Below are 23,171 nucleotides of genomic sequence, written 5' to 3' on the forward strand. Positions count from 1 at the left end.
AATGAAAAATTTACAAAGTAAAACAACATTGCATAACGGTGTGGAAATGCCTTGGTTCGGTTTAGGTGTATTTAAAGTAGAAGATGGACCGGAACTTGTAGAGGCTGTGAAAGTAGCCATTAAAGAAGGATACCGTAGCATTGATACAGCTGCGATTTATGGAAATGAAAAAGCAGTTGGAGAAGGCATTCGCGCTGGTATAAAAGAAGCAGGAATTTCTCGAGAAGATTTATTCATTACTTCAAAAGTGTGGAACGCAGATCAAGGATATGAAACGACACTTGCTGCATACGAAGAGAGCTTAAAAAAATTAGAACTAGATTATTTAGATTTATATCTTGTCCATTGGCCTGTTGAAGGGAAATATAAAGATTCGTGGAGAGCGTTAGAAACACTTTATAAAGAAGAACGCGTGCGTACAATTGGCGTAAGTAACTTCCAAATCCATCATCTGAAAGACGTACTGGAAGGTGCGGAAATTAAGCCGATGATTAACCAAGTAGAGTATCACCCGCGTTTAACGCAGAAAGAACTACAAGCTTTCTGTAAAGAACAAGGAATCCAAATGGAAGCATGGTCACCACTTATGCAAGGGCAATTATTAGATAATGAAACTTTACAAGAAGTTGCTGATAAGTACGGTAAAACAACAGCGCAAATCATTTTACGTTGGGATCTTCAAAATGAAGTTGTAACGATTCCGAAATCAACGAAAGAACAGCGTATTATTGCGAATGCTAATATATTCGACTTTGAATTAACAAAAGAAGATATGGAAAAGATTGATGCTTTAAATCAGAACCACCGCGTTGGTCCAGATCCTGATAACTTTGATTTCTAAACTTATAGTGGAAGAAAGAGTGCAAATAGTTTGCACTCTTTTTTATTTTACTTATGCATAAAAAACATTTCTAACTAAATAATAAACAGTAGTAAATTTGTTATTTTATAAGGGGTTGTAGACATGAATATAAAACGATCGTTCAAGATAATGGCCGCTTTTTTGAGTGTTTTATTTGTATTTGCGAACTTATTATTCCCGCTTCAAAAAGCATTCGCGGAAGTTATGGATCATACGAAGTATGAAATGGATTGGAGTTATAGTAGGTCAAAGAAGAAACCAATTCGAACAGAGCTTATTAAAACGGCAGATGGAAAAATTGCATTTTGCTTAAATGTAGATTTGAAATCTCCGAGCGGTCAAGACTTACCTGAAATGGGTAAAGTAGATATTAACGTATACCGTGTACTATTAAACGGGTATCCGCAGAAGAGTCCACAAGAATTAGGCGTTTCCGATTGGAGAGAGGCACATTACGCAACGCAGCTCGCGGTGTGGAATGCGTTAAAACAAATTGATATTAACGATTTAGATTTCCGTAATAAAAATGTAGAAAAAGTAACGAAAGATATCGTTGCGAAAGCAAACGCTAGTGAAGAACTACAAGAAATTACGATGAGTGTAGTACCATCAGAAGAACAAGAGGCAGTATTAAAAAATGAGTTTTTTGAAACAGGTTTATACACAGTGCAAACAAATGCAAAAAGTGGAACGTATAAAGTGCAAGCAACAGGTGCACCAGAAGGCGCGAAGTTCGTAAATGAAAAAGGCGAGGGAAAAACAGAATTTAATGTAGGAGAAAAGTTCCGCATTTTAATTCCGAAACAAACACCATCGGGTGGATTTAGCTTTAAAGTATCAGGGAATTTAACGAAACTACAAGGAATTGCACATAAAGGTACACCGACTATTCAAAATGCGGTTGTATTACTTGAGCGTAGTGAAGAGAAAACAAGTCCAGAGTTGGCGGTAAGTTGGAAGAAAGCAAATGGTCATGATAATAAACCAAATAAACCCTATACACCAAATGAACCACATAAACCGAATCAAATTAAAAGATAGTGGAAAAAGCATTGGCGTTTGCCAGTGCTTTTTTGCATGCTTTGGATTTCTTATATCGCCAGCATTAATGTTTTGATCCGCACGGTATAATGGAAACAAGAAATTAGAAAGAGAGATAAAAAATGAAACTTCGTATTCGTGAAATAACGAAAGAAAATCGGCATAAAATTGCTAACTTAAAAGTAACAGAAGAACAGCATAAATTTATTGAAAGTACAGTTGAAAATTGTTTAGTTGATGCTGAAACAAAATATAAAGAAGATGCAATTTCAGTAGGTCTATATGATGACGATGTGCCTATTGGATATGCAATGTATGGCTGGTTTGAGGAAGAAGAAAAGGCTGTATATTTAAATCAATTTGTCATCGATAGTGCATGCCAAGGAAAAGGGTATGCAAAACCATTATTGCATTTGTTAATGGAGCATTTTAAAACAGAATATAATTACAAAGTGATGTATTTAAGCATACATCCAGAAAACAAACTCGCGCAAAAATTATATGAATCAATTGGATTCCATTTAACCGGTGAAATAGAGGATGAGTGGTTACATGGAAAAGGATTTATAATGAAACGAATGCTGGATTAATAAAAACCTGTCCGAAAGAATAGTATCTTTCGGACAGGTTTTTATTTTAAAATAACATTAAAAATTAGAAATCTAAACATTACGATTTTTGGATTAAATTCATAAAATTGTAATATTAATCTAATCGAAAAGGCTATCTAACGAGAAAGAAATCATGTACAATTCATTTTGGAAAAACTGTCCATAGATGGATGCCTATGAATGAATTGTAAAAAACAATATTTCTATACACATTTTTCATGTATAGACAACAATACTTGTTAGGTGTATTTCTTATCATTACCCGTGATGAAAAAAGGAGAACTCATCATAAAACATAGAGAAAGATGAGGCGGAATTTTAGACTTAAAAGTTTTTGTTATATAAAAAAGCGAATACATATAGGGAATAAAGTTAAGCGGTATTGGGGCGCGAAGTTTTGTTGTGTATTTTAAATGAGTGTATAAGGATAAATTGATTTTGCAGTAAATGAATATATCTATGATGGTTTGCATTACAAAAAGAATAGGGGACACAGATTATGTCGAAGAAAAAGACGAGTAGGGTATTAGTAGCTGGAATATGTATATCTACATTATTATCGCCAGTAGCTTTCGAAGCATCAAAAGTATATGCAGCACCTTTGGAAGAAAATAAGGGTGGGAATTTAGAAGAGAATAAATTTGAGCAGAGGACGTTTCAGTTGCCGGGTAAAGGTAGCGTAGATGAAGAAAATAAACGTTTAAGAGTTACTTGGAAACTTTCTGCTAATGAGCCAACTGGAATTTATGCAGCGCCAAATGAAGAGATTACAATTGACATAAAAGAAACGCAGTCTATTCAAGCTTTCATAGGAACGAGATCTTATGATGAAAAGGATCCAGAAGAGTTTGATTTAAAACCAGGGAAAAACGTTATTTCATCTCCAAGAGGCGGTATTTTATATTTTTATAATATGAATAACGAAGGAGAGGTAACAGCTTCAGTTACGAATGGTGGTAGCCATTTCCCTTTGTTTATTTTAGGTAAACATACGAAAAAAGATTGGGATGAAATGTTAAAAAAATATAAGGATCCTTATGCAGTTGAATTAAAAGGTGAGCGAAGCTTAATTACTACTACTTACGATTCTGTGCAGAAATATATGAAGAATACGGATCCAACAGAGCTAATGAAATTACACGATAAGATTATTCGTTTGGAAAACGCGGTGGCAGGATTATCTGAGGACGGTGTTGGGGTTGCAAAATCTCCAACTCATTATGTTCAGTTTGTTGAAAAACGGAAGCCTGCTGAAGGGAACTTTATGTTTGCGACAAATTATCATACAGGATATATCCCGACGGCAATGAATAGAGTTTTAGATTTAGAAGTACTTGAAAAGGATGGCTGGGGACCATGGCATGAAGTTGGACATTTACATCAGCAAGAACCTTGGAAGTGGTCTAAAGTAAGGGAAGTCACAGTAAATATTTACTCATTAGCTGTTCAAAAGGCATTAGGGAATCAATTAGAAATGGATGAGCACTATAAAGAGTCATTTGAGTATTTAGAGAGACCTAAAGCAGAAAGGGTCATTGATGAAATCAATCCTCTTACAATGTTTTGGCAATTAAATGTAGTGTATGGAGAACATTTTTATCCTAGGTTACATCAAGCTTATCGTTTGTTGCCTCAGAGTGAAATGCCTAATTCTGATGAAGAGAAAAAGCAACTATTTATTTATATGACATCAAAAGTGGCGGGGCAAAATTTAATTCCTTTCTTTGAGGAATGGGGATTAACGCCAAATGATGATACTAGAGAGAAGATAGAAAAATTAAATTTACCTAAATTAGAAAAAGAAATATGGAAAGCTACTGATAGTAATGATATTCGCGAGAGGCAAGTTGAACCGTATAAGGTTCCGTATGGTGAACCTGCTAATGAGGTGCAAAACCTTTTAGTTGGTACGGATTCTGATGAAAACGAGGCGAGTAAACTCGTTCAAAATTTAGGTGAGAATGTAAAAGTAACAGGTAAGATCATATGGCCTAAATTAGAGAATGGAAAACAGGAAGTGTTAGTAGAAATTGAAGATGAGAAAGGAAATAAAAATTCAATTCCTGTCCAAGTTAATGGAGTTTATGGTGACAGTATAATTTTTCAAGGACTTTCAAATGAAGTAATGTCGACAGTGATGCTTCGTCACAATGAAAAAAAAATAAATGTAAACTTTACTAATAATAAAATACATTACCGTTTTGAAAAAGAAGAATATATGGGCTTAACGGTATATGATCGAAATGGGATTGAAAAGAAAAGTGTATCGGCAGAAGGGCAAGAAAATGGAAAACGATTTGCGCTTGAACTAAATGGATTGGATTTTGAATATGGTGATGTAGTAAAAGTATTCCATGCAGAACCAGACCGTTTGAAGTGGTATCAAAATAACGCACTTGTAGATCAAGGAAATGCTAAAAATAAAAAAGAAAAATTATTCCAAATCACTCCGCAAGGGTTCGAATTTAAAGATGGTTTACAAGAAGTAACAGCAGTACCGCAAAAAGTAGTAATTGGAACAGATGCTGAAAAGTTAGAAGCGAAAAACTTCGTACAAGTAAAAGATGGAGAAGTGAGTGGTTTTGCAGAAAAACCAAATACATCAAAAATTGGTGAACAAAAAGTAAAAGTAGAGACGAAAGATCGTTTTGGAAATAAGCAAGTGACGGAAGTTCCTCTAACAGTAACATATGGAGATAGCTTACTTGTATATGGATTAAGCTATGGTACTGACGATATGAAGTCAATTATAACGTTACATCATGATACGAAAAAACTGGGTGCAACAGATACAAAGAATCTGATTCATGATTACTTTAAAGATGAGAAGTATTTTGAATTCACACTGTACGATAAAGAGGGAAAAGAGAAGGGAAATATAGCGGTAAAAGGTTTGGAGAATACGAAAGCTTTTGCCAAGGAAGTAAATGGACTTGCATTTGAGTATGGAGATGTTGTGAAAGTATACCATGCAGAATCTTCTCGTTTACATTGGTACCAAAAAGATTTATATGTGGGAGAAGGAAATAGTAAAGAGATAAAGGAATTAGTCTTCAAAATTACTGGAAATGGATTTGAAAGGTTAGACGGTGAGCAAACAGTAAAAGAAAATCCACAAAAAGTAGTAGTCGGAACGGATGTAGAAAAGTTAGAAGCGAAAAACTTTGTTGAAGTAAAAGATGGAGAAGTAGTTGGATTTGTAGAGAAACCAAATACATCAAAAATCGGTGAGCAAAAAGTAAAGGTAGAGACGAAAGATCGTTTTGGAAATAAGAAAGTGACAGAAGTGCCGTTAGAAGTAATTTACGGAGATAGCATTATGTTCTTTGGTACAAGTTATGGCGGAACAAACATTAAATCGGTTGTAACTTTGAACCATGAAGAGAAGAAATTCGGTACAACAGATTCAGAAGGTAAAATGCATACTTCATTTGCGGATGAGAAATATATGGGAATGACTGTATATGATAAAGATGGGAAAGAGAAGAAAGCAGTATCTGTAAAAGCGTCTGAAAATACGAAAGCATTCGCAGAGCAATTTAAGGGAATGTCGTTCGAATATGGCGATATAGTAAAAGTGTATCAAAGAGAGTTTGATAGATTTAAAGTGTATAAAAAGAATGAATTCGTGGATGCACAGTATGGCGTTCATGAAGTGTTCTTTAAAGTTACGGAGCAAGGTTTCGAAAGAATGGAAGCTCAGCAAAAAATAAAGGCAGTACCACAAAAAATAGTAATCGGAACAGATGATGCAAAATTAAATGCAAAAGATTTTGTTCAAGTGAAAGATGGAGAAGTGATTGGTTTTGTAGAGAAACCAAATACAACGAAAATCGGAGAACAAAAAGTAAAGGTAGAAACGAAAGATCGTTTCGGGAATAAGAAAGTAACGGAAGTATCACTAGAAGTAACGTATGGGGATAGCTTGGTATTTAAAGGGCTAAATTATAGTACTGATATTAAATCGATTGTAACATTGCAACATGATCAGAAAAAATTCAGTACGACAGCTGATTCGAATCCGGTGCACCATTATTTTAAAGAAGAAACGTACTTTGAATTTACATTATTAGATCAAAAAGGAATAGAGAAGAAGAAAGCGACTGTAAAAGGTGTTGAAAACACGAAAGAGTTTGCAAAAGCGATTAACGGCTTAGAATTTGAATACGGTGACGTTGTAAAAGTGTATCATGCAGAATCGGATCGATTTAATTGGTATCAAAATAATAACTTTACTGGTCAAGGTAAGGCGAAAGTAGAAAAAGAATTATTCTTTAAAGTAACAGAAAAAGGTTTTGAAAGAATAGAAGCTCTACAAGAAGTAAAGGCAGTACAGCAAAAAGTAGTAATCGGAACAGATGCTGAAAAGTTAGAAGTGAAAAACTTTGTTGAAGTAAAAGACGGAGAAGTAATTGGATTTGTAGAGAAACCAGACACAATGAAACTCGGTGAGCAAAAAGTAAAAGTAGAGACGAAAGATCGTTTTGGGAATAAGACAATAACAGAAGTACCGATTGAAGTGACGTATGGAGATAGCCTGGTGTATCAAGGTGTGTCCAATGTCACACGTTCTATTGTTACGTTAAATCATGATGAAAAGAAATTACATGCAACATTTACGAATGATGTGATTCATTATCGTTTTGTGAACGAACAGTATTTAGGTTTTACAATTTATGATCAAAATGGAAATGAGAAAAAGCATATAGCAGCAGACGGTCAAGAAACCTCAAAGAATTTTGCAGAACAAGTAAATGGTACTCCATTTGAGTATGGGGATGTTGTAAAAGTGTATCATGCAGAACCAAGTCGTCTGAAATGGTATAAAAAGAATGAGTTAGCAGAACAAGTAGCTTCAGCAGAAGTTGTATTTAAAATCACTCAAAGTGGATTAGAACTAGTAAAGGGAACATTATAATAAAAAATGCGCGTAGATATTGGATCTACGCGCATTTTTTTCTATTACTCAGCTTCAGAAACAACTGTGAAGCGTTCGTTTACATGTTTTGGATTTTCGATTTCATCAAGTGCTGCTACCGCAAAGTCTTCGTAACTTACGTAGCTATCACCTTTCGCATTAACAAGAAGGTTGTCTTTGCCAGCTGTATAAGAGCCAGTGCGTTTTCCTAATGCGAATAGTGCAGAAGGGCTAATGAATGTCCAAGTAATATCATTTGTTTGATTTAGGATTTCTAAGTTTTTACCTTGGTTTTGAGCTGTTGCAAGATATTCATTTGGGAAACCTGGCGTATCAAATACACGCGTTGTTTTCTCTTCGTCTACAAATAAGCTTCCAGCGCCGCCAACTACAAGTAATTTTGTGTTAGGTGCATCTTTCATAGCTTCGATAAGTACGTTTCCTGCATCTACGTGAAGGTGTTCTTGTCCGGCTGGAGCGCCGAATGCATTTACAACTACATCAAATGCTTGTAGGTCATTAGATGTAAGAGCGAATACATCTTTCTCTAAAACTTTTATATTTTCTTCTGTAATTTTTGCAGCGTTTCTTACGATTGCAGTTACTTCATGTCCGCGATCTAATGCTTCTTTTAAAATACGACTTCCTGCTTTACCAGTTGCTCCGATGATTCCGATTTTCATAATAAATCCCTCCAAAGTGTTTTGTTAAAATGTATATCTGAAAGTAAATGAATGTATTGTAATTAGGTTTGTTACAACCTGATGTAACTATTATAGTTACAGGTCGGTGTTTTTGTCAATGGTGTTGTTTGTAGATTTATTTTTTGTTTTAGTATGTACATTTAAAGGGAGGAGAGTCATAAAAAGATTGTTACGTTATAAATCACTAACATTTGGAAAAGAGTAAATTGTCGAAAAATGTTGATTTTTAAATGTTTTTTAAATATAATTCGTTTTATGGAGAAAAGGAGGGGTTAATTGTATGGATATTTTAGAGCAATTTGTTTCGTCAACGAATACAATTCTTTGGTCATATATTCTTATTGCAATGTTAATTGGTTTAGGTCTTTATTTTTCTATTAAATTGAAATTCGTACAAATTACTCATTTAGGGGAAATGGTTCGATTAATGAGTGATGGATTAACTGGAAAGACACGTAAAAAAGGTAGTGTATCTTCTTTCCAAGCGTTTTGTATGAGTTCAGCAGCTCGTATTGGTATTGGGAACTTAGCTGGGGTAGCGTTAGCTATTTCAATGGGAGGACCTGGAGCGGTATTTTGGATGTGGGTTATTGCGATTATTGGGGCGTCTTCAAGTTTCGTAGAAAGTACGCTTGCACAAATTTATAAAGTAAAAGATGGCAGTGGCTTCCGTGGTGGTCCTGCTTATTATATGGAAAAAGGTTTAAATAAACGTTGGATGGGAATTTGGTTCTCTATTCTAATTACAATTACTTACGGTTTAATTTTTAACTCAGTACAAGCAAATACAGTGACATTAGCATTTAAAAATGCTTTTGGTATTGAGCGTTACGTTGTTGGGATTGTGTTAGCGGTACTAGTCGCGGTTATTATTTTTGGTGGTGTAAAAAGTATTGCGCGTATGTCTGAAATGATCGTTCCGCCAATGGCGCTTATTTATATTGCAGTAGCAATTTTCGTCGTTATTAAAAATTATTATTTAATACCGGATATGTTTACAGAAATCTTTAAAGGGGCATTTGGTTTAGATTCAGCTGTAGGTGGCGGTATCGGTGCTGCAATGAAATATGGTATTCAGCGCGGATTATTTGCGAACGAAGCAGGTATGGGGAGTGCGCCAAATGCGGCTGCAACAGCGGATGTAACGCATCCAGCGAAACAAGGTTTTATTCAAACAATCGGTGTTTTAGTAGATACGTTCTTAGTATGTACATCAACAGCGTTTATCGTACTATGTTCTGGTGCATATAAAGCAACAAATTTAGAAGGTATTGAATTAACGCAAAATGCATTAAGTTCACAAATTGGCCCATGGGCAAGTAGCTTCTTAGCGATTATCATTTTCTTATTTGCTTTCAGTTCACTTCTAGGAAACTACTATTATGGTGAAACGAATATTGAGTTTATTAAGCAAAGTAAAACTTGGTTAACGATTTACCGTATTGCGGTAGTGGGAATGGTATTATTCGGTTCTATTGCGACGCTTCAAGTTGTATGGAATATGGCAGACTTATTTATGGGTCTAATGGTAATTACAAACTTAATTGCGATTACACTTCTTGGCCGATTTGCGTATGCTGCGTTGGCGGACTATGTGAAACAAAAGAAACAAGGAAAAGATCCGGTATTCAGTGCAGATTCTATTCCAGGTTTAACGAACACAGAGTGTTGGGATAAGCCGGCGGTAACAGATAAAGAAAAAGCAGTATAATAAAAAGGCGAGCATCGAGATGAATTCGATGCTCGTTTTTTTGTTGTAATTAATGATATTAAGGCTAAAAGATGATTAATATAATTTTTATGAAAAATAAGGATGTTATAATTGTTAACATTTTCATGTCATAAAACCTTACATTTCTTGTCGAAAATTCTTGATTGTTAAAAGTTTTTAGAATATAATCTTCTTAGTGTTATGAAGAGGGGGAACGCAATGATGGATTTTTTAACTAGTGTTATTGGGGATATAAATAATGTTCTATGGTCATATATTATTATTGCAATGCTAATTGGACTTGGGCTTTATTTTTCTTTCCGAGTAAAGTTTGTTCAAATACGTTACTTTGGAGAAATGATTCGTTTACTTGGGGATGGAGCGAGTTCAAAAACAAGAAAAGCACAAAAAGAAAAAAGTGGTGTATCGTCATTTCAAGCATTTTGTATGAGTACAGCTTCTCGTGTAGGTACTGGTAACTTAGCTGGTGTAGCTATCGCAATCTCAGCAGGTGGACCAGGAGCGGTATTCTGGATGTGGTTAATCGCGGTAATTGGGGGTGCTTCTGCATTTGTAGAGAGCACATTAGCGCAAATTTATAAAGTAAAAGATGGGAACGCATTCCGTGGTGGTCCAGCGTATTATATGGAAAAGGGTTTAAAGAAACGCTGGCTAGGGATTGTCTTCTCTGTTTTAATAACAGTTAGTTTCGGATTGATTTTCAACGCCGTGCAGTCAAACACAGTAGCGGCGGCTTTTGATGGAGCATTTAACACAGATGGTAAGTTTGTAGGTCTGTTTATGGCTGGTTTACTTGCAATCATTATCTTCGGCGGAGTAAAACGTATTGCACGTGCGGTTGAAATGATTGTTCCAGTAATGGCAATTATATATGTAGCAGTTGCATTATTCGTTGTTGTAACAAACATTACGGCAATTCCATATGTATTTAAAGAAATTTTCTTACATGCTTTCGGAATTAAAGAAGTAGTGGGCGGGGGATTAGGAGCTGCGATTTTACTAGGGGTAAAACGTGGATTATTCTCAAATGAGGCTGGTATGGGTAGTGCGCCAAATGCTGCAGCGACAGCTAACGTAACGCATCCAGTGAAACAAGGTTTCATTCAAACTTTAGGGGTATTTACAGATACATTATTAATTTGTAGTTGTACAGCATTTATTATTTTATTATCAGATGTGCCTGGAGCGGCTGATTTAAACGGAATTCAATTAACGCAACAAGCGTTAAGTCAACATATCGGACCGTGGGCTTCTGTATTTGTAGCAGTTGCAATCTTCTTGTTTGCATTTAGTTCATTAGTAGGTAACTACTACTATGGTGAAACAAATATTGAGTTTTTAAATGGAAGTAAAGTTTTGCTAAATGTTTATCGAATCGCGGTACTTGGTATGGTTATGTTAGGTTCTGTAGCAACAATTCAAATTGTTTGGGACTTAGCAGATTTATTCATGGGTATCATGGCTATTATTAACTTAGTGGCGATTGTATTCCTTTCTAAGTATGCTTTCGCGGCATTATCAGATTACGTAAAACAAAAGAAACAAGGAAAAGATCCAGTCTTTTATGCGGAGTCTATTCCTGGTTTAAACAATACAGAGTGCTGGGACAAGCCAGCAGTAGCAGATAAAGAAAAAGCTGTATAATAAAAAGGAACGAGCATCAGAGAAATTTGATGCTCGTTTTTTTTATGTTGATAAACTAAAGGAAGAGGGAAAATACGAACATTAATGAGTGTTTTATAATAAAATGTATTTTTTTAAGAAAAGTGCGGATGTGAGTTATAATTTGTGTTAGAATGGAAAATGGCTTTGAGACAAGAGATTTTATGGTTTTTCATATCCGATTGAAGGTTTTGGAGGAGAAATGGAAAGTTCGGATTATTCCTTGTTTTGAGTAGTCAGACGTTCAACGTTAATGAAGAGTTAAATGGAGGATTTTATTAATGAAGTTTGTTATGTTTCTTGTAGGACTACTAGTTGTATTCGTACTCGGCTTTCTTATAAGTTCTGATCGTAAGAAGATTAAGTATAAACCAATCGCAATTATGCTTGTTATTCAGCTAGCGTTAACGTATTTCTTATTAAATACGCCAATTGGTTATATTTTAGTAAAAGGAATTTCAGATGGATTTGGAGCACTTCTTGGATATGCGGAATCTGGAATCGTTTTCGTATTTGGTGGTCTTGTTAATAAAGGAGAGGTTTCATTCTTCTTAACAGCTTTATTACCAATCGTATTCTTTGCAGTGTTAATCGGAATTCTGCAACACTTTAAAATTTTACCGATATTTATTCGTGCTATTGGTACTATGCTAAGTAAAGTAAATGGTTTAGGAAAATTAGAATCATATAATGCAGTAGCGGCCGCAATTGTTGGGCAAGCAGAAGTATTTATTACAGTAAAAGATCAATTAAGTAAAATCCCAAAACATCGTTTATATACACTATGTGCATCTTCCATGTCGACAGTATCGATGTCGATCGTTGGTTCTTATATGAAAATGATTGAACCAAAATATGTAGTAACAGCACTTGTATTAAATTTATTTAGTGGTTTCATTATTATTCATATTATTAATCCGTACGATATTACGGAAGAAGAAGATACACTGAAGTTAGAAAATAAGAAAAAACAGTCATTCTTTGAAATGCTGAGCGAATATATTATGCTTGGTTTCACGATTGCGATTACGGTAGCAGCAATGTTACTTGGTTTCGTAGCATTAATTACAGCAATCAATAGCTTGTTTGATTCAGTGTTCGGTATTACATTCCAAGCTATTTTAGGATATATTTTCTCTCCATTAGCATTCGTAATGGGTATCCCGCAAGCAGAAATGGTAACAGCGGGACAAATTATGGCAACAAAATTAGTATCAAACGAGTTTGTTGCGATGCTTGATCTAGGAAAAGTAGCTGGTGATTTATCAGCTCGTACAGTCGGTATTCTTTCTGTATTCCTTGTATCATTCGCGAACTTCTCATCTATCGGAATTATCGCAGGTGCAACGAAAGGAATCGATGAAAACCAATCAAACGTTGTTTCATCATTCGGATTACGACTTGTATACGGTGCGACATTAGTAAGTCTTTTATCGGCGATTATCGTTGGTGTTATGTTGTAAAAAAAGATGGTCCTAGCTCATAGCTAGGGCTATTTTTTTATGGTAAATTTACATGAAAAAACCAATTATTTAGGAATATATTAACATATAAAAACATTTTAAAATTTATATTGCATTTCGATTAGTTAACGCTTACAATTTGATTTGTAGGTGGTATCAATTTCAGACTTTCAAGTATGGTAGGAGAGAAGAGGCTACCTTTTATAAATTGCAATTTATGTAAACGCTTACTGATTTTAGAAAACAGTTGAATAATATTTAGGGGTTTAAAATTTTTTTAACATCAATGGTCAGACGTCATTCGTTATACGTTATACGACCAATAACTCGTGGGAGAAGTGGAGGATTCACACATGAAGATAGTAATGTTTCTAGTCGGTTTACTTGTAGTATTTGTACTAGGTTTCCTTATAAGTTCAGATCGTAAGAAAATTAAATATAAACCAATTGCACTTATGCTCGTAATTCAATTGGTACTTGCGTATTTCTTACTAAATACAAAGATCGGATTTGTATTAGTAAAAGGGATTGCAGATGGATTTGGCGCTATTTTAAAATTTGCGGAAGCTGGGGTTAATTTCGTATTTGGTGGTCTAGCAAACGATGGACAAGCACCATTCTTCTTAACAGTATTATTACCAATTATTTTCTTAGCAGTATTAATCGGGATCTTACAACATATTAAAGTTTTACCGATTATCATTCGTGCAGTCGGTTTCGTATTAAGTAAAATTAACGGTTTAGGAAAACTAGAATCATATAATGCGGTAGCAGCTGCAATTGTTGGTCAAGGTGAAGTATTCATTACAGTAAAAGATCAACTAAGCAAATTACCGAAAAATCGTTTATACACACTTTGTGCATCTTCTATGTCAACAGTATCGATGTCAATCGTAGGTTCTTACATGAAAATGATTGATCCAAAATATGTAGTAACAGCACTTGTATTAAACTTATTCAGTGGATTCATTATCGTTCATATCATTAATCCATATGAAGTAAAAGAAGAAGACGATATTTTAGAATTACAAGAAGATAAAAAACAAACATTCTTTGAAATGTTAGGCGAATATATTATGCTTGGTTTCTCTATCGCTGTAACAGTAGCGGCGATGTTAATCGGTTTCGTAGCATTAATTACAGCAATTAACGGTGTATTCGATTCAATTTTCGGAATCACATTCCAAAGTATTTTAGGATATGTCTTCTCACCATTAGCATTCGTAATGGGTATTCCAACATCTGAGATGCTAACGGCAGGACAAATTATGGCAACGAAATTAGTAACGAACGAATTCGTTGCAATGCTTGACCTTGGTAAAGTAGCTGGAGACTTATCAGCTCGTACAGTAGGCATTTTATCTATCTTCCTTGTATCATTTGCGAACTTCTCATCAATCGGAATTATCGCAGGTGCAACGAAGAGTATCGATGGCAAACAAGCAAATGTTGTATCATCATTCGGACTAAAACTTGTATACGGTGCAACGTTAGTAAGTATATTATCAGCGATTATCGTTGGGGTTATGCTTTAATAAATAACAAAGAAGTCGTTTATCTCTCACTTCGGGGGATAAACGACTTTTTGTTTAACTTGCTTTATCCAAGTCTTTCTTAAACCGTGGTCTCTCTAAATAAGTTCCCAGTCTCCACACATACTCCACAGGCCCCATTCGGTATTTCTGTAGCCAATAGGTACTAACGAATAATTGAATCGTATAAATTCCAATGGTTAAAAGAATACCGAAGAAGTATCCGATTTTACCGTATAAGCCAAACCCATATGCGTAAAAAATAGTTGTTGCGATAATAGATTGCGCTAAGTAATTACTAACCGACATTTTTCCCATGTTCGCCATGTATGTTAGTAAACGCGCTACCTTTTTGTAATGGAATAATAAAATAATCGTGCTTCCGTAAAAGAAGGTCATGGTTACTGGTGTAAGACTATCTTGTAACATAATTAAAATCGGATGTTTCACGAATATGGCTAAGATTTTAATTGTAAAAGAGAAAATCCCAGTGATAAGCCATATTTTTTTGACAGCAGGTATATGTTGATCGACCTCAAATAGCCAGCCCTTTTTCCCCACATACATTCCGAGTAAGAAAAGTGGAGACATAAAAATTATTGCGAAAATTGATATGAAAACTAATCCGAATACACCGTTAATCCCCATATAATCAAAAGGATTTTCAGTCAATCTAAAGTTGACATGATCCATATAGCTTCCAGTCTTATGGACCTTATGTTCCTTTTCAGTATAAGGTGCGAAATCATCATAGGGGTTCGATGTTGATTCCGATTGGTAAGATGCGAGCATAATGAGTGCTAGTAAAATAGATGCCCAAATGAGCAACGTTTTCGGTCTTCGATTGATGAACATCATTAAGAAAATCCCGATAACCCCGTAGGCAAATAAAATATCTCCCTCCCAAACAAAGGTGCCGTGAATGTAGCCTAGTAGTAAAAGAATGATAATACGTCTTATGTATGTGGGGAAGAATTTTTTTCCTTTCGCAATAATACTTTTTTGCAACAAAATAATGCTAAGACCAAATAAAAAAGAGAATAGGGACATGAAATTGTGGGTGCCGAAAAATTGAATAAACCAATTAGCGCCTTCATCAAGTTTTCCAAATATGTAAGTTGGTTTTTCACTGGCAAAGAATCCAAATTGAATTAAGGTCATATTGACAAGTAAAATACCCAACAAAGCGAAACCACGGATTGCATCAACAGCTTCTACACGCTGATTCATTTTTTCTCTCCTCGTATATTATTTAACATTGAAAATAATACCATTTTTTTACTGGTACTATGTCAAATACAAGGAAATTTAAGGTGATTTTAAGCTAGAGAAAAAATAAAAAAATCACCTTAATACATTCATTAAGGTGATTGGAATACTACTCAGCTGGAGGCGTAAATGTACGTTTCTCTAATTCAGCATCTAGCATAAATAATGCGTTTGAATCGTTTGTAATACGTTTTAATTTTTGGATGATGCTATCAAATGAAGCTTCTTCTTCTACTTGCTCGTCAACGAACCATTTTAAGAAGGTAATTGTTGCGTGTTCACGCTCATCCCAAGCGATATCAGATAAGTGATAAATGCGCTTCGTTACTTCACGTTCATGCTCAAGTGCTACTTCAAAAGCATTCAATACAGACTCATATTCGTTATTAGGATGATCAAATCCAGTAATAATAGCGCGCTCGCCGCGGTCATTAATGTAGTTGTAAAGCTTCATTGCGTGGAAACGCTCTTCTTCAGCTTGTACAAGGAAAAAGTTAGCGAATCCATCGTAGCTTTCCGCTGTACAGTAAGCAGCCATTGCCATATAAGCGTGTGCAGAGTAAAATTCAAAGTTCATTTGTTCATTTAATGCGTCGTGCAATTTTTTAGATAACATAAAATCCCCCTTATTATTTTGACAAGAACATTATATCACAATTGATAATGTTCTCATTTAGATGTTTCGAATCTTTTTGAAAGCTTTGTGACGTGTGTTTCCATAATGTCTTGTAAATCCAAATCATATTTTTGTGAAAGAACAATAAGATTAGATAGTACATCACCAAGTTCTTCTTTTAGTTCTTGTTTTAGCTCTTCTTGTGTTTTTATTTGTTCATCAGGGCGATCACGACCGATTTCAATTGCGCGAACAACGCGTGAAACTTCCCCAACTTCCTCAGTTAAGAAATTTAAGCGAATAAAGGAGTTGTACTGTGACCAGCTTCGTTTTTCGTAAAATTCCTCCACCCATCTTTGAAATGCGACGATATCCATTTCTTCCTCATCCCTTCAATATGTTGTACAATACTCATTGTATCATAACAATATATAGTTTCGGGGTGTAGGAATGAGAAAGATTTGTGTGTTTGCAGGTTCAAATTTAGGGGGAAGACCAGAATTTAAGGAGCAGGCAATAGAGTTAGGGAAAATGTTTGTTGAGAACGATTATGAGCTTGTATACGGCGGTTCATGCGTTGGATTAATGGGAGAAGTAGCAAACGAAGTTCTTCGTTTAGGTGGACGTGTAACAGGTGTTATGCCGCGTGGTTTATTCCGTGGTGAAATCGTTCATACAGGATTAACAGAATTAATTGAAGTAGAAACGATGCACGAACGTAAAGCGAAAATGGCAGAGCTTGCGGATGCTTTCATTGCATTACCAGGCGGATACGGAACATTTGAAGAGCTATTTGAAGTTGTATGTTGGTCACAAATTGGTATACATGATAAGCCAGTTGGTTTATTAAACATTAAAGACTTTTACGGGCCAATTCTGCAAATGGTTGATCGCGCAGCGGAAGAAGGCTTTATGAACCCGTCGAATAAAGAGTTAATCGTTTCAGCTGAGACGGCTGATAAACTAATTCATGAAATACAAAATTACGAGCGTCCTGTTTTGGGAACTAAGTGGAAGCAGTTATCATAGTACATTTTTATAGTGGATTTTGGAAACACATGTCTTTTTATCGCAAAAAGACATGTGTTTTTAATTTGGTTAAATATGTTAACGTTGAGATATAATGTTTTTTTGGAAAGGAGAAATAGATGGAGGAGTTTGTGTATTTACGGCCTGTTTTTAAAAGTATTTTAGCGGCGTCTATTTTGGTTATGCTAATTGTTTCAACACAGAAGAAAGAGCTGATTAATGAGTTTTCGCTTTGGTTTATTTCGGTATTGTGTATCGGTGTTTCGGCGATAACACTTTTTATGTCAGGGTTTATCGTTGATGAGTATAGTCTAAGTGGAGATCCACAATCGTTTTGCATGTTTATTGCGATTGGCTGTATTAGCGGCTTGAATTTTATTATTTATTATAAACGGAAATAAAAAAAGGCATTCCATATTACTTCGGAATGCCTTTATCATTTTGATTACTTTGTTTTTTATACAGGTACCAGCCACCCCAACCGCCACCAATAGCTACAACAACGAGGAAAGCATAGTCTTTAACCTCGACACGTATGTTGAAAATATTAGCTATGAGTAAGAGAATCCCAACTGTTATTAACGCAAAAAATGCTCTAATTAAGTAGTCTTTCAACTGAACCACTCCCGCCATTTAAGTAGTAAATGATGAACTTGGACAAGCTTTTTGGATCTAATTACTAAAGGGTGTTTCCTATATTTTAACATAAAAGAGATTGTAATATATTGATAAAAGTAGAAAAGGTGAGTGCTAATATTGTCGTGATTTGTTGGTAAAGCGATATTCTTTGTCGAAACGTTGATATATCGTGAATTACGATCGATATAATTTTATGTATTATCAAGTGCGACCAATCAATAGAAAAAAGCGACTCTGAACGAGCCGCTTCCGCTTTAAGTGGTATCTAGCTCCAGCGGCTAGAATGTTCGGTGGCTTCGCTTTTTCCTGCGAGGCAAAGAGCGCCTCTACGTCAAAAGCTCCATCCCCCTCACATTCTGAGCGAGCCGCTTCCGCTTTTAGTGGTATCCAGCTCCAGCGGCTAGAACAGTCGGTTGTTTCACTCCTTCATTCGAGGCAAAAAGCGCCTCGGAATCAGGAGTTCCAACACCCTCCTGTTCTGAACGAGCCGCTTCCGCTTTTAATCTATTATTGATTCAAGAATGCACGTAGCATCCAAGCGTGTTTTTCTAGTTCCGTGTAGATGCCTAGTAGTAGGTCAGATGTCATTTCGTCGTCAGATTCTTGAGCGATTACCATGCCTTTTTTCAGTTCAGTTAGCATCATTTCGTAGTCTTTCATGATTGCTTCGACCATCCCTTCTGCAGTTTCTCCGTAAGCTGCTTCTTGAATAGAAGATAGTTCTAAGTATTCTTTCATTGTTGCTACTGGTTTGCCGTCAATTGCTAAAATGCGTTCTGCGATTTCATCGATGTGAGTAGCTGATTCTGTGTAAAGCTCTTCAAATTTTTCATGTAGTGTGAAGAATTGAGGTCCTTTTACGTACCAATGGAAGTTGTGTAGTTTTGTAAATAAAACGCTCCAGTTTGCTACTTGTTTGTTTAATGCTTCGATTACTTGTGTATTCATTATGATCAATCTCCTCTTGAGTTATTATTTTATACGAATTACTAATTTATAATTATTATAATCTAGTAATTTGTATAAATCAACCCTTTTGCTGGAATTAATTTGAACAAATTATGAACTGTTGTAAATAAAAAATCCCTATTACTATGAAGTAATAGGGATTTTTTATTATATAGCTCCAGCGGCTAGAATATTCGGTGGCTTCGCTTTTTCCTGCGAGCCTCTTCCGCTTTTAGTTGTTATCCAACTTGTTTCTTCTCTTCTAAATCTTGCCCATCCCAACACTCTGTATTTTTTAAGCCAGGGATAGAACTTGCAACGAAGACAGGATCTTTTCCTTGTTTCTTTTGTTTTATATAGTCTACTAATGCTGCGTAGGCGAACTTGCTAAGGAATGAGATGGCAATTAAGTTTGTGAATACCATTAGTCCCATAAAGAAATCAGCTAAACTCCAAACTGTTTGAAGGGCAGCGATAGATCCGAAGAACACCATTCCGACAACTGCAACACGATAAATCAGTAACCATGTTTTGCTTTCTTTAATGAATGCGATATTTGTTTCACCATAATAGTAGTTTCCTAGTAAAGAACTGAAAGCGAATAGGAAAATAATAATCGCTAAGAAAGTGCTTGCCCACGGTCCAATTTGTGAACTTAATGCTTGTTGTGTTAATTCAATACCTTCTAAATTCGATCCTTTGTAAAGTCCAGAACATAATACGATAAACGCTGTTGATGTACATACTAAGAATGTATCTACGAAAACGCCTAATGCTTGAACAAGTCCTTGTTTTACAGGGTGAGATACATCTGATGTTGCTGCTGCGTTAGGGGAGCTACCCATACCTGCTTCTGTCGCGAATAAACCGCGCTGAATTCCGAATTTGATTGCTGCGCCAATGCCACCAGCGATGGCTTGGTCTAAACCGAATGCACCATTAAATATTTCCATGAAAATGCTTGGTAACATATTGAAGTTGTTAATAACGACAAAAACAGCTACTCCGATATAAATGATTGCCATTGGAGGAACAATCATTTCTGTAATACGTGAAATGCTTTTAATACCGCCAAAAATAATTACCGCAACTAATAAAGCTAAAACAGCTCCTACGATAGTTCGTTCTAGTCCAAAAGCATTTTCAAACGCTATTGTTACTGTATTTGCTTGTACAGAATTGAAAATTAATCCGTACGCAACTGTAATAAGAAGTGAAAACCAAACACCCATCCAGCGTTTGTTTAATCCTTTTTCCATGTAATATGCTGGTCCACCACGGAACCTGCTTCCATCTTTTACTTTATAAATTTGCGCGAGCGTACATTCTACGAAACTAGTAGCTGCTCCAAGGATAGCGATAAACCACATCCAAAATATTGCGCCGGGTCCACCCATTGAAATGGCTAATGCTACACCAGCTAAGTTTCCGATACCGATACGTGCCGCTGCACTTAAGCAAAATGCTTGGAATGGAGAGATGCTATCTTTCTTTTTTTCTTTTCGATTAAATCCTTTACTAATTAAACTGACCATCTCACCGAAATGAGTAATTTGGACAAATTTTAATTTGAAAGAGAAATAAAGACCGAAGCCGATTAGCATTGCAATAAGAATATATGACCATAAAATATTATTCGTTACCTCAAGGAATCTGCTAAAGATATCAACCATATAATACACTTCCTTTTTTTCGTAATAAGAAAATTATATGCAAAAAATATACCAGAATCAATTTTTCTAAAAAATCATGTTACTTAAATGCATTTTGTGTTATGATTATGTTACATCGTAATATTTTTAGAATTATTTACATTTTAAAAAACTAAATTTAAAGCGAAAAAGAGGGGATAATTTGAAAGAAGAATCTTTATTGAAAGTAAGTCTTAAGAGTTTGAAAATAAGAAGTAATTTATTTTTTATCATTACATCTTTAAGTATCTTTTTAGGAGCCACTTATTATTACAATAAAAGATTTCCAAGTCATAGGTATCCTGAATGGTTAGAATTTCTAAAATTGATTGGATGAACAAAAGACAGAAAAACAGAAAATTAAAATAAAGAAGTTATGGAGGAGCTAAATATGAATATTAGAGAAAGTGAACTTCCGGGTATTGGTTACAAATTTCAAATCGTTACGAAAGGTAACGAAAAGATGGTGATTGTCATTCATGATGATGGGCGTAGAGAAATGTATCATTTTGATTCAGACCATGAAGAAAGCATCTCAAGTATTTCATTACGTGACTCAGAGGCAAGACAAATTGCAGCAATATTAGGCGGGATGGTATATAAGCCTAGGGCATTAGAAAATGTTGAGATGGTCTTTGAAGGTTTAGCAATTGAGTGGTTTAAAGTGGAGAATGCAGCACCAGCAATTGGAAAAACAATTGGTGATCTTGAAATAAGAAAAACATATAGCGTAACGATAATTGCAGTTATGAAAAAGAATATGAAAAAGCTATTTAATCCAGGTCCAGACACGGTGATTGAAGAAGGAGATATGCTTGTAGTTTCAGGTGAGAGAGAAGAAATTAAAAAAATTATTAATGAATTACTTTCGAATAGGGGGACTGACTAGATGGATACTTTAATTTTTGAAGTTGGTACAGCTTTAGTTTTAGTAGCAATTGCGGCGGTAATTGCTGGAAAGTTTAAATTCTCAGTAATTCCTTTTCTAATCGTTCTTGGCATGTTAGTAGGGCCGCACGCGCCGACAATAGGTGTTATCGATCTCAAATTTATTGAAAGTGCAAATGTGATATCCTTCCTTGGAAGGATTGGCGTTCTGTTCCTTCTTTTCTATCTGGGATTAGAGTTTTCGATGAAAAAACTAATTAAATCTGGACGTTCTATCGCGATTGGTGGAACAATCTATATTTTGATTAACTTTTCGCTAGGATTATTATACGGATTTATAATGGGATTCCCATTACTCGAAATCTTAATTATTGCGGGTATTATTACGATTTCTTCTAGTGCTATCGTTGCAAAGGTATTAGTTGATTTAAGAAGAACTGGTAATAATGAAACCGAATTAATTTTAGGAATTATTATGTTTGAAGATATATTCCTTGCTGTATATTTATCAGTAGTTTCTGGCTTAGTTCTTGGGGATCACGCTTCCTTCTTAGGTGCCCTTACTTCAATTGGAATTGCTTTAGGATATATGCTTCTATTCTTTATTGTGGCTAGAAAAGCAACGCCGTTATTAAATAGATTGCTCAATATTAGTTCAGATGAAATTTTTATTATTGTGGTATTTGCTTCGTTGTTCTTTATTGCAGGTTTTTCAGAAACAATTCACGTTGCAGAAGCAATCGGGGCACTTCTTTTAGGGTTAGTTTTCTCTGAGACAGAGCATAGTGATCGAATTGAACATCTTGTTGTTCCATTTAGAGACTTCTTCGGAGCTATCTTCTTCTTCAGTTTCGGATTAAGTATCGATCCGTTTTCATTGGGCGGAGCAATATGGTTAACGTTAGGTGCTGTACTTCTGACGATAATCGGAAACTTTGTAGCAGGGATGATTGCGGGACGACAAGCTGGATTATCTCATAAAGCATCAACAAATATTGGATTAACAATCGTTTCAAGGGGAGAATTCTCAATCATTATGGCTAATATCGGTATCGCGGGTGGGTTAATGTCGGTATTGAAACCATTCTCAGCACTATATGTGCTTATACTATCCATTTTAGGTCCCCTTCTAACGAAAGAGTCAAAGAATGTATATAAACTTTTAAATAAAATCTTTAAGTGGGATACGAAGACTAGATAAATTTTTAAAAAATAAAAGTACAAGATATTTACTAAAATGTACCCTATAGAATAGACACTGAAAAAAAAGTCTATTCTATAGGGTATTTCTTGTATAATGAGAGAAAATTGGGATCGGAGAAAGTTCAAAATGACAAAAAAGCTATTTACAGAAAGAGACATTCAAATTCTATCAAATAACCCCTACATAAAATCTGTAAGTCAGAAAGGTATCACTTATACAGATGAATTTAAGCGTATTTTTATTGAGGAAAATGAGAAAGGAAAACTCCCTCGAAATATTTTTGAAGAATGTGGTTTTGATATAGATATGATTGGAATGAAACGAATTATGTCATCAGGAAGTAGATGGCGTGCTGCTTACAG

General features: G+C 35.2%; 20 protein-coding genes. 13 read left to right on the forward strand and 7 right to left on the reverse strand.

Annotated features, from left to right (window positions below):
* The first annotated feature begins 1 nt into the window (after nucleotide 1).
* The 4 genes from DET63_RS07680 (at nucleotide 2) to DET63_RS07695 (ending at nucleotide 7,432) form a co-directional block, all read left to right on the forward strand.
* On the forward strand, nucleotides 2-841 hold the full coding sequence (locus DET63_RS07680) for an aldo/keto reductase (RefSeq protein ID WP_113936301.1): 840 nt from the start codon (nucleotides 2-4) through the stop codon (nucleotides 839-841).
* Nucleotides 842-964: 123 nt separating this feature from the next.
* Complete coding sequence (locus DET63_RS07685) at nucleotides 965-1,903, forward strand: thioester domain-containing protein (protein ID WP_078185084.1); 939 nt, start codon at nucleotides 965-967, stop codon at nucleotides 1,901-1,903.
* A gap of 122 nt (nucleotides 1,904-2,025) precedes the next feature.
* Nucleotides 2,026-2,493, forward strand: coding sequence for a GNAT family N-acetyltransferase (locus DET63_RS07690; protein WP_063218067.1), 468 nt, complete (start codon nucleotides 2,026-2,028; stop codon nucleotides 2,491-2,493).
* A 520-nt stretch (nucleotides 2,494-3,013) separates the two neighbouring features.
* A complete protein-coding gene (locus DET63_RS07695) occupies nucleotides 3,014-7,432 on the forward strand; it encodes a putative mucin/carbohydrate-binding domain-containing protein (RefSeq protein ID WP_113936302.1) in 4,419 nt (1,472 codons plus the stop codon).
* 44 nt (nucleotides 7,433-7,476) lie between these two features.
* Here DET63_RS07695 and DET63_RS07700 read toward each other — a convergent pair whose 3' ends face one another.
* Entirely contained in the window at nucleotides 7,477-8,115 is a 639-nt protein-coding gene (locus tag DET63_RS07700) for an NAD(P)-dependent oxidoreductase (RefSeq protein ID WP_113936303.1), read from the reverse strand.
* Between the two features lie 301 nt (nucleotides 8,116-8,416).
* Here DET63_RS07700 and DET63_RS07705 point away from each other — a divergent pair, with 301 nt between their 5' ends.
* From DET63_RS07705 to DET63_RS07720, 4 genes are all read left to right on the forward strand, one after another.
* Nucleotides 8,417-9,847, forward strand: coding sequence for an alanine/glycine:cation symporter family protein (locus tag DET63_RS07705; RefSeq protein WP_113936304.1), 1,431 nt, complete (start codon nucleotides 8,417-8,419; stop codon nucleotides 9,845-9,847).
* Nucleotides 9,848-10,069: 222 nt separating this feature from the next.
* Nucleotides 10,070-11,512, forward strand: coding sequence for an alanine/glycine:cation symporter family protein (locus tag DET63_RS07710; protein WP_113936305.1), 1,443 nt, complete (start codon nucleotides 10,070-10,072; stop codon nucleotides 11,510-11,512).
* 299 nt (nucleotides 11,513-11,811) lie between these two features.
* Nucleotides 11,812-12,993, forward strand: a complete 1,182-nt coding sequence (locus tag DET63_RS07715) for a NupC/NupG family nucleoside CNT transporter (RefSeq protein ID WP_002089478.1) — start codon at nucleotides 11,812-11,814, stop codon at nucleotides 12,991-12,993.
* Between the two features lie 353 nt (nucleotides 12,994-13,346).
* Nucleotides 13,347-14,528 carry a NupC/NupG family nucleoside CNT transporter gene (locus DET63_RS07720; protein ID WP_113936306.1) on the forward strand — a complete coding sequence of 394 codons (1,182 nt, stop codon included), beginning with the start codon at nucleotides 13,347-13,349 and terminating at the stop codon, nucleotides 14,526-14,528.
* Nucleotides 14,529-14,582: 54 nt separating this feature from the next.
* Here DET63_RS07720 and DET63_RS07725 read toward each other — a convergent pair whose 3' ends face one another.
* The 3 genes from DET63_RS07725 to DET63_RS07735 all read right to left on the reverse strand — a co-directional run bounded on the left by DET63_RS07725 (nucleotide 14,583) and on the right by DET63_RS07735 (nucleotide 16,787).
* Nucleotides 14,583-15,755 (reverse strand): DUF418 domain-containing protein, encoded by a 1,173-nt coding sequence (locus tag DET63_RS07725; RefSeq protein ID WP_113936307.1) that lies wholly within the window; start codon nucleotides 15,753-15,755, stop codon nucleotides 14,583-14,585.
* Between the two features lie 148 nt (nucleotides 15,756-15,903).
* A complete protein-coding gene (locus tag DET63_RS07730) occupies nucleotides 15,904-16,410 on the reverse strand; it encodes a ferritin (RefSeq protein WP_113936308.1) in 507 nt (168 codons plus the stop codon).
* Nucleotides 16,411-16,463: 53 nt separating this feature from the next.
* The gene (locus DET63_RS07735; RefSeq protein ID WP_002143684.1) at nucleotides 16,464-16,787 is read right to left on the reverse strand and encodes a MazG nucleotide pyrophosphohydrolase domain-containing protein; all 324 of its coding nucleotides are present in this window, start codon (nucleotides 16,785-16,787) and stop codon (nucleotides 16,464-16,466) included.
* A gap of 73 nt (nucleotides 16,788-16,860) precedes the next feature.
* Between DET63_RS07735 and DET63_RS07740 the strand changes: the two genes are divergently transcribed.
* The gene (locus tag DET63_RS07740) at nucleotides 16,861-17,439 is read left to right on the forward strand and encodes an LOG family protein (protein ID WP_012261956.1); all 579 of its coding nucleotides are present in this window, start codon (nucleotides 16,861-16,863) and stop codon (nucleotides 17,437-17,439) included.
* Between the two features lie 119 nt (nucleotides 17,440-17,558).
* Entirely contained in the window at nucleotides 17,559-17,840 is a 282-nt protein-coding gene (locus DET63_RS07745) for a hypothetical protein (protein ID WP_113936309.1), read from the forward strand.
* A gap of 16 nt (nucleotides 17,841-17,856) precedes the next feature.
* Here the strand turns inward: DET63_RS07745 and DET63_RS07750 are convergent, their stop codons facing one another.
* The 3 genes from DET63_RS07750 to DET63_RS07765 all read right to left on the reverse strand — a co-directional run bounded on the left by DET63_RS07750 (nucleotide 17,857) and on the right by DET63_RS07765 (nucleotide 20,699).
* Nucleotides 17,857-18,054 (reverse strand): hypothetical protein, encoded by a 198-nt coding sequence (locus DET63_RS07750; RefSeq protein WP_000656312.1) that lies wholly within the window; start codon nucleotides 18,052-18,054, stop codon nucleotides 17,857-17,859.
* 531 nt (nucleotides 18,055-18,585) lie between these two features.
* Nucleotides 18,586-19,026, reverse strand: a complete 441-nt coding sequence (locus DET63_RS07760; RefSeq protein WP_113936311.1) for a Dps family protein — start codon at nucleotides 19,024-19,026, stop codon at nucleotides 18,586-18,588.
* 239 nt (nucleotides 19,027-19,265) lie between these two features.
* Nucleotides 19,266-20,699, reverse strand: coding sequence for an alanine/glycine:cation symporter family protein (locus tag DET63_RS07765; protein WP_113936312.1), 1,434 nt, complete (start codon nucleotides 20,697-20,699; stop codon nucleotides 19,266-19,268).
* Nucleotides 20,700-21,108: 409 nt separating this feature from the next.
* Here DET63_RS07765 and DET63_RS07770 point away from each other — a divergent pair, with 409 nt between their 5' ends.
* From DET63_RS07770 to DET63_RS07780, 3 genes are all read left to right on the forward strand, one after another.
* On the forward strand, nucleotides 21,109-21,606 hold the full coding sequence (locus DET63_RS07770; protein ID WP_001026068.1) for a cation:proton antiporter regulatory subunit: 498 nt from the start codon (nucleotides 21,109-21,111) through the stop codon (nucleotides 21,604-21,606).
* Complete coding sequence (locus DET63_RS07775; RefSeq protein WP_113936313.1) at nucleotides 21,607-22,806, forward strand: cation:proton antiporter; 1,200 nt, start codon at nucleotides 21,607-21,609, stop codon at nucleotides 22,804-22,806.
* 129 nt (nucleotides 22,807-22,935) lie between these two features.
* The coding region (locus DET63_RS07780) for an HTH domain-containing protein (RefSeq protein ID WP_395921850.1) at nucleotides 22,936-23,171 on the forward strand (236 nt) is incomplete at its 3' end.

The sequence above is a fragment of the Bacillus sp. DB-2 genome, from assembly GCF_003315125.1.
Classification (GTDB): domain Bacteria; phylum Bacillota; class Bacilli; order Bacillales; family Bacillaceae_G; genus Bacillus_A; species Bacillus_A mycoides.